We start from the raw sequence: 14227 nt of genomic DNA, 5'->3' as shown, positions 1-14227 counted from the left end.
CGCCCGTGGCGCCCGGCGGTCCGGACGACAGCTGAGCAGGACGAGTACAGCGCCGGCGGGTCCCCGCCCGGTGTGCCCAGAGGATGGAGACGCCGTGACTTCCGTGGCCACCCCCGGTCTCGAGAACGCCCCCACCACGCACGCCCGGCTGCTCGCCTGGGTGCGGGAGATGGCCGAGCTGACGACGCCGGACCGGGTCGTGTGGGTGGACGGCAGTGACGAGGAGTGGGAGCGGCTCACCCAGCAGCTGGTCGACGCCGGCACCTTCACCCGCCTGGACCAGAAGCCCAACTCCTTCTGGTGCGCCTCGGACCCCAGCGACGTCGCGCGCGTCGAGGACCGCACCTTCATCTGCTCGGTCGACGAGGCCGACGCCGGTCCCACCAACAACTGGATGGAACCGGCCGAGATGAAGTCGATCATGACCGAGCTGTACCGCGGGTCCATGCGCGGGCGGACGATGTACGTCATCCCGTTCTGCATGGGTCCGGTCGAGGCCGAGAACCCGATGTTCGGCGTCGAGCTCACCGACTCCGAGTACGTCGTCGTCTCGATGCGGGTCATGGCCCGCATCGGCCAGTACGTCCTCGACGCGATGGGGGAGGACCGGCCGTTCGTGCCGGCGATGCACTCCCTCGGTGCCCCGCTCGACGAGGGCCAGCAGGACGTCCCGTGGCCCTGCAGCGACACCAAGTACATCGTGCACTTCCCCGAGGAGCGGGCCATCTGGTCCTACGGCTCCGGCTACGGCGGCAACGCCCTGCTGGGGAAGAAGTGCTACTCGCTGCGCATCGCCTCGGTGATGGCGCGCGACGAGGGCTGGCTCGCCGAGCACATGCTGATCCTCAAGCTGACCAGCCCGCAGCAGAAGACCTACTACATCGCCGCGGCCTTCCCCTCCGCCTGTGGCAAGACCAACCTGGCGATGCTCGAGCCGACCATCCCGGGCTGGAAGGTCGAGACCCTCGGCGACGACATCGCCTGGATGCGCTTCGGCGAGGACGGCCGGCTCCACGCGCTCAACCCCGAGTACGGCCTCTTCGGCGTCGCCCCCGGCACCGGCTGGGACACCAACCCCAACGCGATGCGCACGATCGAGAAGGGCAACTCGGTCTTCACCAACGTCGCCCTCACCGACGACGGCGACATCTGGTGGGAGGGCATGACCGACGAGCCGCCGGCCCACCTCACCGACTGGAAGGGCCGGGACTGGACGCCGGACAGCGACGAGCCCTCCAGCCACCCGAACAGCCGGTTCTGCACGCCGATCACCCAGTGCCCGATCCTGGCGCCGGAGTACACCGATCCGAAGGGCGTGCCGATCTCGGCGATCCTCTTCGGCGGCCGCCGCAAGACGACGATCCCGCTGGTCACCGAGGCGCGGGACTGGAACCACGGCGTCTTCATGGGCGCCACGCTGTCCTCGGAGACGACGGCCGCCGCCACCGGCGCCGTCGGCGTCGTCCGCCGCGACCCGTTCGCGATGCTGCCGTTCATCGGCTACAACGCCGGTGACTACTTCGGCCACTGGGTCGAGACCGGCAAGCAGCACGACGCCACCAAGCTGCCGCGGATCTTCTACGTGAACTGGTTCCGCCGCGACGAGGACGGCGGCTTCCTGTGGCCGGGCTTCGGTGAGAACAGCCGGGTCCTGAAGTGGGTCGTCGAGCGGCTCGAGGGCACCGCGGCGGCCGAGGAGACCGCGGTCGGCCACGTGCCGACGCCCGACTCGCTGGACATCTCCGGCCTGGACCTGACCCGCGAGCAGGTGGAGCAGGCCCTCGCCGTGAACAAGGACGAGTGGCGCGCCGAGGTCCCGCAGATCACCGAGTGGTTCGAGAAGTTCGGCGACAAGCTCCCCAGCACCATGTGGGACGAGCTCGCCATCCTGGAGCACCGGCTCGCCTAGAGCCGGCCGCGCCGGCTCTCCGGAGTCGGTCCCACAGGGCCCCGCACCGGTCAACGGCGACCGGTGCGGGGCCCTGCGCCGTCCCCCGGGCGGGGCGCGCGACCGGCCCTGCGCCGCCGGGCCGCTCCTGCGCGGGTCGGTTAGCGTGGGTCGTCGTACCGGAGCCCCCCTCACCTGAGACGACAGGTCGCCATCCCGTGCCCAACCCGTACCTGCCCGTGCTCCGCACGCCCCACGCACTGCCGATGGTGGCGGCCGCTTTCGTCGGGCGGTTGCCGCTGTCGATGGTCGGGCTCGGCTCGGTCCTGCTCATCGCGTCGGAGACGGGCAGCTACGGGCTGGGCGGGGCGGTCGCCGCGACCGGGGCCGTCACCACGGCGATCTCCGGCCCGCTGCTGGGACGGTGGGCGGACACCCACGGCCAGCGCCGCACGCTGCTGCCGGTGCTGGCCGTCTTCGTGGCCTCGGGGTGCGTGTTCCTGCCCGCGGTCAAGGAGGACTGGCCGCGCTGGATCCTGTTCGCCTCGGCCGGGCTGGCCGGTGCCTGCATCCCGCCGGTCGCCTCGATGATCCGGGTCCGCTGGACCCACCTGCTCCGCGGCACGCACCGGCTGCCGGCGGCGCTGGCGATGGAGTCGGTGGTCGACGAGTTCGTCTTCATCGTCGGCCCGGTGCTGGTGACCTTCCTGTCCACGACCGGGCACGCCACCTCCGGCGTGGTCACCGCCTTCGTCCTCGCCGTCGTCGGCAGCCTGCTGTTCGCCGCCCAGGGCCGCACCGAGCCGCCCCCGCACGGGCACGCCGCCCGCAGCGGCCCGGCGGCGATCCGCACGCCCGGCCTCCGGGTGCTGTTCGTCGTCGGGGCCGCCGTGGGCGCGATCCTCGGCAGTCTCGAGATCGCGCTGGTCGCCTTCGCCGACCAGGCCGGCGCCATGCCGCTGTCCGGCGTGCTCATCGCGGCGCTCGCGCTCGGGTCCATGGCCAGCGGCATCGGCTGGGGGAGCGTGCACTGGCGGCACCCGCTGCGCCACCGGCTGGTCGTCGTCCTCGCCGTGCTGACCGTGCTGAGCTTCCCGCTGGCGCTGGTGCGCGACATCTGGCTGATGATCCCGTTCGTGGTGCTCGCGGGGCTGGCCGTCTCCCCGTCGTTGATCAGCTCGTTCACCCTCGCCGAGGTGCTTGTCCCGCGCTCGGCGACCACCGAGGCGTTCACCTGGATCGGCACCGCCCTGGGCCTCGGGGTCGCCCTCGGCTCCTCGGCCGCCGGCAAGCTGGTCGACACGACCGGGGCCAGCTCCGCGTTCTGGGTGGCCACCGTCGCCGCCGCCGTCGCCACGGTGGTCGTCGCCGCCACCCAGCGGCTGCTTCACGTGCCGGCCGAGCACGCCGCCGAGCCGGCGATGGCCCGGTGACCGGGTCGAGGACGGACCCCGTGGACACCCCGCCCGCCCCCCGCCCCATCGACGAGGTGCTCGCGGAGACGCGGCGCCGCCTGCACCGCCTCCAGCCGGCCGAGGCCGCGGCGCGGATGGCCGACGGCGCCCTGCTCGTCGACACCCGCCCGGTCGCCCAGCGCGAGGCCGACGGCGAGGTCCCCGGCGCCCTGGTCGTCGAGCGCAACGTGCTCGAGTGGCGGCTGGACCCGGCCAGCGGTGCGCGGCTGCCCGAGGCCACCGGCCACGACGTCGAGGTGATCGTGCTCTGCAACGAGGGCTACGCCTCCAGTCTCGCCGCCGACTCGCTGCGGGCCCTGGGCCTGCACCGCGCCACCGATGTCGTCGGCGGCTACCAGGCCTGGGCCGCGGCCGGGCTGCCCACCACCCGGGACGGCGGCTGACCCGGTCCCGGCCCGCCGCCGGCGGCGGCCGGCAGCTGCGCGTCCCGCCCGAGCGCCTGGGGCGCTGGCTGGACGGCGTCGCCGCCCGGCACGGCGCCTTCCACAGCGTCGGGCTGGTCGACGGGGCGGTGCGGGTGACCTGCGCGGACACCACCGAGGTCACCCTGCGGGCGCCGTTCGACTGGCGGCCGGGGCCGGCTGCGACGTCCCTCCTCACCACGCCGGTGCTCAGCACGTTCACCGCCGCGGCCCGGGTGTCGCACCGCGCCGCCGTCCTGCTGGTCCGCCGCGGACGGTGGGCGGTCGGGGTGTTCGACGGCGGGGACCTGGTGGTCTCCAAGGTCGACGCGCGCCAGGTCCAGGGGCGGACGGCGGCCGGCGGCTGGTCCCAGCAGCGCTTCGCCCGGCGGCGGGCCCACCAGACCGACGCGGTGGTGGGCGCCGCCGTCGAGACCGCCGTCCGGGTGCTGCTGCCGCACGCCCGCGAGCTCGAGGCGCTGTTCACCGGCGGCGACCGCGGCCTGGTGGACGACGTCCTGGCCGATCCGCGGTTGCGGGTGCTGGCCGCGCTGCGCCGCGGGCCGGCGCTGGCGGTCGGCGACCCCACGAAGGCGGTGCTGCTGGAGACCCCGGCGCAGTTCCGCGCGGTCGAGGTCCACATCGTGGAGCCGCAGGAACGGTGACACCGTCGTCCTGCCGGACGACGACCCAGCGGCATCACGGTGAGACGCCCCGCGAGGCGGCGCGAGGAGTGGGGGCCGGAGGCTCCCGCGATCGAGGTCCGGGGAGGGCTCAGCCCAGCCGGGGGACGGCACCTGGCCGCGGTGTCGCCCGGTAGGGCGACGATGTCACGGCGTGATCACCAGGCGGATCGGGTCGCCCTCCTTGCGCGCGAGCATCTCCACACCGCGGGCGGCCTCGGTCAGCGGCAGGGTGCCGGAGATCGACCGGGAGAGGTCCAGCCGGCCGTGCCGGACCAGGGACACCAGCTCCTGGACGTGCCCGGGCTCGGAGCCGTAGTGGCCGAGCACCCGCTGGCCGAAGTAGCTGAACTGGGTGCCGTTGCGGATGGCCAGCGGCTGGTCGGTGAGCCCGACGAGTACCAGGGCGCCGTCGCGCTCCAGCGTCCGCACCGCCTGCTCGCGCACCGGCGCCACCCCGGCGAAGTCGAAGGCGTACGCCAGCCCGGCGCCGCCGGTCAGCTCGCGCACCCGCGCGGCGACGTCGTCCGCCGGGTCGAGGGCGAGGTCGGCGCCGAAGGCGAGCGCCCGCTCGCGCGCGGCCGGCACCGGGTCGACGGCGACGATCGGCGCCGCCCCGGCCAGCCGCAGCAGCTGCACGGCGTGCGCGCCCAGGCCGCCGATCCCCCAGACGCCGACCGGCTGACCGGCCCGGACGCCTGCGGTGCGCACGATCGAGGCCCACGGCGTGGAGACCGCGTCCGGCACGATGCAGGCCTGCTCCAGCGGCATCCCGTCCGGCACCGGCACGAGCGTGCCGACCGTGGCCAGGGCGTACTCGGCCCAACCCCCGTCGTAGTCGACACCCCGGGTGTGCACCCAGCCGTCCTTCTCCTCGCCGGCCTGCAGCAGCACCGGCTGCCCCTCCGTCCAGCCGGTCACGCCGTCCCCCAGCTCGGCGACGGTGCCGGCTACCTCGTGGCCGAGGGTCACCGCGCCGCCGGCGAGGAACAGCGGGCTGAGCTGGCCTTCGATCAGGTGGACGTCGGACAGGCAGATGCCGGCGGCGGCCACCCGGACCAGCACCTCGCCGGGGCCGGGGGCGGGCTTGGGCACCTCCTCGACCGCGAAGGCGCGGGTGCGCACGTCCAACCGTCCGGCGAGCATCGTCTCGGGCACGACCCCTTCCTCCCCGCCCGGGAGCCCGCGTAACGTCCACCGACCGTGTCCTCCGCGACGAGCGAGACGACCACCGCCGCCGATCCCGTGCTCACCGCCGAGCGCGCCCACCTGGGGCACGCGGCCGACTGCCTGACCGCCATGCGCGCGGCCACCACCGCCGTCGTCGACGCCGGCGTCGACGCCTGGGCCGCGGAGAGGCTCGGCGCCGCCCGGGCCGAGCGGCTGCGGGCGCTGGCCGCCGACCCCGGCGTCCCGCCGTTCTTCGGCCGCACCGACACCGGTACCGAGACCTTCCACATCGGACGCCGGCACGTGCGCGACACCGACGGCACCCCGGTCGTTCTCGACTGGCGGGCGCCGATGAGCCGGCCGTTCTACCAGGCCAGCGCCGCCGATCCGCAGGGCCTGGTGCGCCGCCGCCGCTTCGGCTTCGCCGGCGGGGAGCTCACCAGCTACGAGGACGAGCTGCTCGGGGTGGGGGACGCCGCCCCCAGCAGGCTGCTCGAGCAGGAGATCGAGCGCCCGCGCTCCGGCCCGATGCGCGACATCGTGGCCACCATCCAGCCCGAGCAGGACGCGATCGTGCGGGCGCCGCTGGCCGAGTCGATCTGCGTGCAGGGCGCCCCGGGCACCGGCAAGACCGCCGTCGGGCTGCACCGCGCGGCCTACCTGCTCTACACCCACGGCGGTCAGCTGGCCCGCACCGGCGTCCTCGTCGTGGGACCCAACCGCGCCTTCCTGCGCTACATCGAGCAGGTGCTGCCCACCCTCGGCGAGGTCGACGTCGACCAGGCCACCGTCGCCGAGCTCACCGCCCGGGTGCCGGTGCGCGGTACGGACGCCCCCGGGGTCGCCGTCCTCAAGGGCGACGCCCGCATGGCCGAGGTGCTGCACCGCGCCCTGTGGGGCTCGATCGCCAAGCCGGCGGACGACGTCCAGGTGCCGATGACCGGGCGCCGTCGCCGCGTGCCGGTGGAGCGGCTGAAGCGGTACGTCGACGACCTGCGCCGCCGCGGCCGGGCCGGCGAGGACCAGCAGGTGATGCACCACGCCGCCGGCCGGGAGCGGCTGGCGATGCTGCTGGCCGAGGACGCCCGACGGCAGGCCGAGGCCGCCGGCGGCAGCCCCACCGACGCCGAGACCCGCCGGGCGGCCCGCAGCCCGGAGGTGCGCGCGTTCTGCGACGCGGTCTGGCCGGCCCGGGATGCCGCGGAGCTGGTGCACACCCTGCTCACCGACCCCGACGTCCTGGCGCGGGCGGCCCGCGGCGTGCTGGACGAGGGCGAGCAGGCGCTGCTGCTCCGCCCGGCCGGTCCGCTGCGCGGCGCTCCCTGGACCGAGGCCGACGCGGTGCTGGTCGACGAGGTCGCCGGGCTGCTGGAGCGCACCGCCGGCTACGGGCACGTGGTCGTCGACGAGGCGCAGGACCTCTCGCCCATGCAGTGCCGCGCGATCGCCCGCCGCCTGGCCGCCGGGTCGCTGACCGTGCTCGGCGACCTCGCCCAGGCCACCAGCCCGTGGTCGGCGGCCGACTGGAGCCGCACGCTCGCGGGTCTGGGGCGGCCGGGGACCGCCGTCCGGCCGCTCACCCGCGGCTACCGGGTGCCCGGCGAGGTGCTCGAGTACGCCAACCGGCTGCTGCCGGCGATCGCTCCGGGGCTGCCGGTGGCCACCGCGCTGCGCCGCGGACCCGGGTCGCTGCGCGTCCGGCCCGACGGCCCGCTGCCCGACGTGGTGCACGAGCTCGCGGCCACGCCGGGGTCGATCGGGGTGGTCTGCGCCGACGCCGCCGTGGCCGAGGTGGCCGGCGCGCTGGTCGCCGCCGGGCTGCCCGCGGCGGTCCTCGGGGAGGACGGCGACGCGGGGCTGCTGGCCGTCGTCCCGGCCACGCTGGCCAAGGGGCTGGAGTTCGACGCGGTCGTCGTGGTGGACCCCGCCGCGATCGCCGCTGCCGAGCCGCGGGGGCTGCACCGGCTCTACGTCGTCCTCACCCGGGCGGTGAGCACACTGGTGGTGCTGCACACCGGCGACCTGCCGGAGTTGCTCGTGGCGTGACGCCTGTGTCGCACGCGCACCGGGTGATCATGCCTGCGGCGCGGGTGGTTGTGGCCGACGCCGATTCCTGTTCCAGTGACACTCCACGGAAGGAGGCCCATGGACCTGCGCACCGACGCACGGGTCAGGACGCTGCTCAGGCTCGCCGCCACGGTCGTGGTGGCCGGAGCACTCGTCGCGGGGCTGCTCTTCCCCTGGGTCGGCGGGCCGGCGGTGGTCGCCCAGCAGTCGACCAGCCTGCTCGGCGACCTCCCGACCGAGCTCACCGTCGACACCCCACCGGCCAACACGGTGCTCAAGGCGGCCAACGGTGAGGTGATCACCTCCTTCTACGAGGAGAACCGCGCGCCGGTGACCGGCGACCGCATCGCCGAGGTCATGAAGCAGGCGATGATCGCCATCGAGGACGCCCGCTTCCACGAGCACCACGGCCTCGACGTGCAGGGCACCGCGCGGGCGCTGGTCACGAACATCGCCGCGGGGGGCGTCCAGGAGGGCGGGTCCACGCTCACCCAGCAGCTGGTCAAGCAGACGCTGCTGCAGACCGCGGACACCCCCGAGGAGCGCAGCGCCGCCACCGAGCAGACGCTCGGCCGCAAGCTGCGGGAGGCCCGGCTGGCGCTGGCCCTGGAGGACGCCTACTCCAAGGACGAGCTGCTCACCCGGTACCTCAACATCGTCTACTTCGGGCAGAACGCCTACGGCGTGCAGCCGGCCGCGCGGGCCTTCTTCGGCGTCGACGCCGCCGTCCTCACCCTGCCGCAGGCCGCCCTGCTGGCCGGTCTGGCGCAGAGCCCGACCGAGGACGACCCGTTCACCGACCCCGAGGCCGCCACCACGCGGCGCAACGAGGTCCTCTCCCGGATGGCCGAGCAGGGCCTGGTCGGGCAGGCGGAGGCCGCCGCGGCGCAGGCCGCACCACTGGGTCTCGCCCCCGCGCCGGCCCCGCCCCGCGGCTGCGCGCAGGCATCGGTCGGGGCCTTCGTCTGCGACTTCGTGCAGCGCTACCTCATCCAGGAAGTGGGGCTGACCCAGCAGGAGCTGGACAACGGCGGCTACGTCATCCAGACCACGCTGGACGCCGACCTGCAGCGCGCCGGGGACGCCGCCGTCCTGGAGACGCTGTCCCTGGGCAACTCGCTGGCCGGCATGTTCACCGCCGTCGAGCCGGGCACCGGCCACCTGCTGGCGATGAGCGTCAACCGGGTCTTCGGCTACGACAAGAACGACCGCGCGCAGGAGTCGTTCAACCTCAACCTGGCCGCCAGCAAGGGCTCCGGCTCGACCTACAAGGTCTTCACCGCCGCGGCCGCCCTGGACCGGGGCTACTCCGGCTACTACACGCTGACGACCTCGGACCCCTACGTGTCCCGCGTCTACCGGGACGGCAGCCGGCCCTACGACGTCGAGAACGCCGGCACGTACCGCTCGACGCTGGACCTCACCACCGCCCTCTACCAGTCGTCCAACACCTACTTCCTGGCCCTCGAGGACGCCCTCGGCAGCGTCGAGGAGCCGGTGCGGATGGCCGAGCGGATGGGGCTGTTCCAGTTCAGCGACCCGGCGCTGCCGCAGCAGATCATCGACGAGAACCGGGGGTCGTTCACCTTCGGCTCGGAGGCCACCAGCCCGCTCGCCCTGGCCAGCGCCTACTCGACGCTGGCGGCCAGTGGCACCCAGTGCGACGTCGTCCCGGTGACCGCGGTGCTCGACCAGCACGGCGACCCCGCGCTCGGGTCGGACGGCCGGCCGCTGACCATCGCCGACCGGTGCACCCCCGAGGCGATCAAACCCGGCGTGGCCGCCACGCTCAACCAGATGCTGCGCAAGGACGTCGAGCCGGGGAACTCCGGCGCGACCGGCACCCGCGCGTACGTGCCGGGCCACCAGATCGCCGGCAAGACCGGGACGTCGCAGGACAACGACTCGATCGCCTTCGTCGGGTACACCCCGGAGATCGCCGCGAGCGTCATGGTGCTCAACCCCAAGCGGAAGCAGAACGTCGGCGGCTTCGGTGGCGGCAAGGCGGCCACCGTCTGGCGCGACGCGATGGCGCCGATCCTGGAGGCGCGGGGCAGCGGGGAGTTCCCACCGGCCGACGAGGTCGTGATGAACGGCAACACCCGCCCGGTGCCGGGCTGCACGTCGGTGCGGGCCTGCCGGACGGCGCTGTCCGAGGCCGGCTTCGATCACCGCACCGTGCAGATCGACAGTGCCCGGCGCTCCGGTGTGCTGCTGGGCACCAGCCCGCCGCGCGGCGGCCGGGCGGTGCCGGGCCAGGTCGTCTCCATCCTGGTCAGCAACGGCGAGGACTACGTGGAGCCGCGGCAGGCACCGGACCCCGAGCCGTCGTGGGAGCGGCAGCAGCCGTCGGCCCCGGCGCCGCCGGCCGACCCCCCGGCGCCCGAGCCCGACCCGGAGCCCGAGCAGGCGCCGGAGGCCCCCGAGGAGCAGGGGCAGGGGGACTGGGGCGGCGGTCAGGGGCGGTCGGACTCCGGCCGGCCGGACGACGACTGAGCCCCTCGCCGCAGCCGGCCGTCGAGTGACTGGGTCAGCAGCCAGCCGCCGATCACGACCAGGTGCAGCAGGAACAGCCACAGGCTCATCGCCACGACCGCGCCGACCACCGTCAGCCCGCCGAACGGCGCGCCCAGGGCCAGCGGCAGGGCGAGGAAGATCACGAACCCCTGCAGGAAACCCGACAGGCAGGCGGCGGTGAACAGCACACCGGACACCAGTGCCGGCCAGCGCAGGTCCCCGGCCGCGACCACGCCGAAGCCCCACAGCAGCGGCACGGTCAGTGCGAACAGCACCGAGTAGTAGCCGACGGCGACGGTGCCCAGTGCGCTGCCCTGCTCGGTCAGCTCCACCATCACCGACGCGGCCAGCAGCAGCGGGTACATCAGCAGCGGCGTCGCCAGCACCAGCGGCAGTGCCAGCAACCGGCCGCGCCAGCCGGTCAGCCGGTCCTGTCGGGGGGTGAAGCGCAGCAGCGCCCGGCGCAGCCCCTCGCCGTAGAAGGACAGGGGGATCAGCGCCAGGACGAAGCCCAGCAGGTCCAGGCCGGTGCCGGCCTCGGCCAGCGTCCGCAGGGCCCCGGGAGCGCCCAGCTCCGGCGGCAGCAGCTGGGCCAGCCGGTCGCTCAGCTCGCGCACCTGCTCGGCCGAGGTGAGCAGCGCGGTGAGCGAGAAGGCGACCAGCAGCAGCGGCACCACGGCGATGCCGGCGTAGAAGGTCAGCCCGGCGGCGATCAGCGCGACGTCCCGGCCGCGCAGCTGCTCGGCGGCGTCGCGCAGCAGCGCCGCCGTCTCGGCGCGCAGCCGGCGCGCCGACCAGGCCCGGCTCAGCGCCGGTCCAGCAGGGCGTGGGCGGCCGCGTAGCCGCCGAGGCCGCTGACCGCCCCACCGCGCACGGTGCCGCCCGAGGAGGCGGCGACCACCCGCGGGTGCGCCGTCGCCACGCCCCAGGTGCCGACCTCCACCGGCGTCGCGGCGACCGGCCAGGACAGGTCGCCGTGGAAGATGTGCCCGCCCGGCATCGCCAGCGACGCCTCGACGTCCAGCGGCGAGGCCGCCTGCAGGCACGGCCGGCCCTCGGCGTCGCGGGCCAGGCAGTCCAGCAGCGGCTCGGCCAGGTGCACGTCCAGCTGGGCCACCACCCGGCGCACCGCCTCGTCCCGGCTGCCCTCCGGGTCGTCGCGGAACAGCGCCGCCGGGGTGTGCAGGCCGAACAGGGTCAGGGTGTGCCAGCCGGCGTCCCGCTCGGCCGGGCCCAGCACCGTCGGGTCCGTCAGCGAGTGGCAGTAGACCTCGAAGGGGACGACGTCGGGCAGCCGGCCGGCGGCGGCCTGCGCATGCGCGGCGTCGAGCTGGGACGCTGCCTCGTCGACGTGGCAGGTGCCGGCGAAGGCGGTCGCCGGGTCCACACCGGAGCGCAGCCGGGGCAGCCGCGCCAGCACCATGTTGACCTTGAGCTGGGCACCGTCCGCGGAGGGGCGGGGCGTTCCGCCGAGCAGCCGCTCGAGCACCGCCGGGGCGGCGCCGCCGACCACCCAGCCGGCGTCTCCCGCCCGTTCGGTGCCGTCGTCGTCGGTCCAGTGCACGGTGGCGCCGTCGCTCCGCAGCTCGACCGACGTCACCTCGGCCCGGGTCACCAGCTCGGCGCCCGCGCCGCGCGCGGCGGCGGCCACCGCGCCGCTGACCGCGCCCATCCCGCCGACCGGTACCCGCCAGCGCCCGGTGCCGTTGCCGACCACGTGGTAGAGGAAGCAGCGCCCGGCCGGGCCGTCGGCGGCGTGCACGTCGGCGTACGTGCCGATCAGCCCGTCGGTGAGCGCCACCCCTCGGACGACGTCGTGCGACAGCTCGTCGGCGACCACGTCGGCCAGCGGGCGCTCGCGCAGGTCGTGCCACAGCTGCGGGTCGCGCAGCCGGCCGGCCAGGTCGGCGGGGGACAGCAGCGGCTCGGTGAGGGTGGGCGCGAGGTCCTCGGCGAGCGTGGCGACCCGGCCGTAGAACCGCTGCCAGGCCGCCAGCTCGGCGTCGGAACCGGTGAGGGCCCGGAAGGACGCCGCGGTGGCCGGGCCCTCGTCGCGCTCGACGAGCAGGCCCGCACCGCCGGGGACGGCGGTGTACGACGCGACCGCGCGATCGGCCAGCGTCACCTGCAGGCCGAGGTCGGCGAGGATCCGGTCGGGCAGCAGGCTCACCAGGTAGGAGTAGGCGGACAACCGGACGTCGACGCCGGGGAAGACCTGCCGGCTGACCGCGGCCCCGCCGACCTCGGCGAGCCGCTCGAGCACCAGCACCGACCACCCGGCGCGGGCCAGGTAGGCCGCGGCCACCAGCCCGTTGTGCCCGGCCCCCACGACGACGGCGTCGTACCTGCGCGCAGTCACCGGCGGACCGTAACCGGTGCGGTCAGCCCTCGCCGTCGTCCTCCTCGTCGGTCTGCTGCTCGTTGTCCTGCTCGGTTTCCTGGCACTGCTCCTCGTCGGTCGACCCGGCCTCGGCGGCGCCGCACTCGGTCGTGCCCCGGTCCAGGTCGGTGTTCCCGCCCGTCTCGGCGCTGCTGCACCCGGTCAGCGCGCCGACGAGGGCCAGCACGACGAGGGGTCGCTTGAGATCCATGACCGCTGCGTGCCCCGCCGCGCCGAGGGTGAACCCCACCCGTCACACCGGCCCCGCCCGTTGTGGCCGACCTGTGCGGTCGAGTCGGGAGTCCACGAAATCACATCCGGGTGATTGTCACGTCGGTGTCACGGCCCCTACGGTGAGTACATCCGCCGGGGCGCTCCGTCACCATCCTGGGTGACACCCCGCGGATGCCGCCGAGCCGGCGCTCTCCTCCCCGGGAGCGCGGGGCCGGGGACCCACCGAACCACTGGGGTGAAGCGCACGCCGGCACCGCAGCCGGCCGCGCCGGGCACGTCCGGCCCGAACCCGTCAGCTGACCCGGTAGGCGGCCGTGGATGAACGGAGTGCCGCCGCACCATGGCGACCCCTCGCACCGCCCGCCGCGCCGCCCTCGTCCTCGCCGGCGCCCTGGGTCTGACCTTCGCCCCGGCCTCCGCCGGCGCCGAGGAGCCGACCACCGCCGCGGCGGCCGCGGCCCTCGTCGCCGCCCGCGGCCACGAGCTGGAGGTCCTCACCGAGGAGTTCAACGAGGCGCGCGAGCTGCTGGCCGGTCAGCAGGCGGCCGCGCAGGCCGCGGCCGCGGCGGTGACCGAGGCGCAGGCGGCGGTCGACCTCGCCCAGGACTCCGTCGTGAGCGTGGCCCGCACCGCCTTCACCGGCGAGACCATGGGGTCGTTCCAGGCGCTGATGACCAGCGAGTCCGCCGACGAGTTCGTCAACCGGGTGACCCTGCTGCAGGCCGTGGCCGGCCACCAGGGCGAGCTGCTCGACGCGGCCGTCGTCGCGGGGGAGGCCGCCGCGCAGGCGCGGATCGTGGCCGACCGGGCGGCCGGCGAGGCGCAGCAGCAGTACGACGCCGTCGCCCGGCAGCAGGGCGAGCTGCAGGCGCAGATCGCCGAGTACCAGGCCGACTACGCCCGGCTGTCCGCCGGGGAGCGGCGGGCCGCGCTCGAGGCGGCCGCGGCCGCGCACGGCGCCGGCGAGGGCGGCCGCGCCAGCCGCACCGAGCGGGAGGAGCCGGCCGCGGCGCCCTCGGCCCCCGTGGGGGCCGCCGGCGGTTCGGTGCAGGCGGCCGTCGACCGCGCGCTGGCCCAGCGCGGCAAGCCCTACGTGTGGGCCGCGAGCGGGCCCGGTTCCTTCGACTGCTCCGGCCTGGTGCAGTACGCCTTCCAGGCCGTGGGCGTCAGCCTGCCGCACTCCAGCCGCATGCAGTCGCAGATGGGCACCCCGGTCTCCCGAGCCGAGGCCCGCGCCGGCGACCTGGTCGCCTTCTACAGCCCGGTCAGCCACATCGGCATCTACCTGGGCAACGGGCAGATGGTGCACGCGCCGACGTCCGGCGACGTCGTCAAGGTCGCCAGCGTCGACACCATGGGCGCGACGCCGAAGTTCAACCGCATCGCTGGATAAGGACCCCCTGCTCCCCGCC

At 75.2% G+C, this 14227-nt stretch carries 11 protein-coding genes; 7 read left to right on the top strand and 4 right to left on the bottom strand.

From position 1 onward, the window contains the following. Positions 1–94: 94 nt before the first annotated feature. The 4 genes from BUB17_RS18735 (at position 95) to BUB17_RS18720 (ending at position 4429) form a co-directional block, all read left to right on the top strand. A complete protein-coding gene (locus tag BUB17_RS18735) occupies positions 95–1909 on the top strand; it encodes a phosphoenolpyruvate carboxykinase (GTP) (RefSeq protein ID WP_072920201.1) in 1815 nt (604 codons plus the stop codon). 197 nt (positions 1910–2106) lie between these two features. After that, entirely contained in the window at positions 2107–3321 is a 1215-nt protein-coding gene (locus BUB17_RS18730) for an MFS transporter (RefSeq protein ID WP_072920200.1), read from the top strand. Positions 3322–3341: 20 nt separating this feature from the next. Then, entirely contained in the window at positions 3342–3746 is a 405-nt protein-coding gene (locus BUB17_RS18725; protein WP_083606433.1) for a rhodanese-like domain-containing protein, read from the top strand. Beyond that, positions 3743–4429 carry an acVLRF1 family peptidyl-tRNA hydrolase gene (locus BUB17_RS18720; protein WP_083606438.1) on the top strand — a complete coding sequence of 229 codons (687 nt, stop codon included), beginning with the start codon at positions 3743–3745 and terminating at the stop codon, positions 4427–4429. Before BUB17_RS18725 ends, BUB17_RS18720 begins: the two co-directional genes overlap by 4 nt. A gap of 165 nt (positions 4430–4594) precedes the next feature. Here BUB17_RS18720 and BUB17_RS18715 read toward each other — a convergent pair whose 3' ends face one another. Beyond that, complete coding sequence (locus BUB17_RS18715) at positions 4595–5605, bottom strand: zinc-binding dehydrogenase (protein WP_244277372.1); 1011 nt, start codon at positions 5603–5605, stop codon at positions 4595–4597. Positions 5606–5650: 45 nt separating this feature from the next. On the opposite strand from BUB17_RS18715, the gene BUB17_RS18710 reads away from it, so the two are divergent. Beyond that, positions 5651–7663 (top strand): HelD family protein, encoded by a 2013-nt coding sequence (locus BUB17_RS18710; protein WP_072920198.1) that lies wholly within the window; start codon positions 5651–5653, stop codon positions 7661–7663. A 99-nt stretch (positions 7664–7762) separates the two neighbouring features. Continuing rightward, entirely contained in the window at positions 7763–10180 is a 2418-nt protein-coding gene (locus tag BUB17_RS18705; protein WP_072920197.1) for a transglycosylase domain-containing protein, read from the top strand. Here BUB17_RS18705 and BUB17_RS18700 read toward each other — a convergent pair. From BUB17_RS18700 to BUB17_RS18690, 3 genes are all read right to left on the bottom strand, one after another. Further along, the gene (locus BUB17_RS18700; RefSeq protein ID WP_072920224.1) at positions 10141–10938 is read right to left on the bottom strand and encodes a YihY/virulence factor BrkB family protein; all 798 of its coding nucleotides are present in this window, start codon (positions 10936–10938) and stop codon (positions 10141–10143) included. The two genes, BUB17_RS18705 and BUB17_RS18700, sit on opposite strands and share 40 nt — an antisense overlap. A 68-nt stretch (positions 10939–11006) precedes the next feature. Beyond that, positions 11007–12560 carry a phytoene desaturase family protein gene (locus tag BUB17_RS18695; RefSeq protein WP_072920196.1) on the bottom strand — a complete coding sequence of 518 codons (1554 nt, stop codon included), beginning with the start codon at positions 12558–12560 and terminating at the stop codon, positions 11007–11009. 22 nt (positions 12561–12582) lie between these two features. Further along, complete coding sequence (locus tag BUB17_RS18690) at positions 12583–12792, bottom strand: hypothetical protein (protein ID WP_141243093.1); 210 nt, start codon at positions 12790–12792, stop codon at positions 12583–12585. Between the two features lie 363 nt (positions 12793–13155). Between BUB17_RS18690 and BUB17_RS18685 the strand changes: the two genes are divergently transcribed. Then, a complete protein-coding gene (locus BUB17_RS18685) occupies positions 13156–14208 on the top strand; it encodes a C40 family peptidase (RefSeq protein ID WP_072920194.1) in 1053 nt (350 codons plus the stop codon). The last annotated feature ends 19 nt before the right edge of the window (positions 14209–14227 follow it).

Origin of the sequence: Geodermatophilus obscurus, assembly GCF_900143215.1 — a bacterium.
GTDB lineage: Bacteria > Actinomycetota > Actinomycetes > Mycobacteriales > Geodermatophilaceae > Geodermatophilus > Geodermatophilus obscurus_A.
Note: the sequence above shows the minus strand (reverse complement) of the source record. Positions and strands in the feature narration are given on the sequence as shown.

Excerpts from the sequence above, each read along its gene's own strand:
- BUB17_RS18705 (WP_072920197.1), top strand. The coding sequence starts at position 7,763 with ATGGACCTGCGCACCGACGCACGGGTCAGGACGCTGCTCAGGCTCGCC.
- BUB17_RS18690 (WP_141243093.1), bottom strand. The coding sequence starts at position 12,792 with ATGGATCTCAAGCGACCCCTCGTCGTGCTGGCCCTCGTCGGCGCGCTG.
- BUB17_RS18685 (WP_072920194.1), top strand. The coding sequence starts at position 13,156 with ATGGCGACCCCTCGCACCGCCCGCCGCGCCGCCCTCGTCCTCGCCGGC.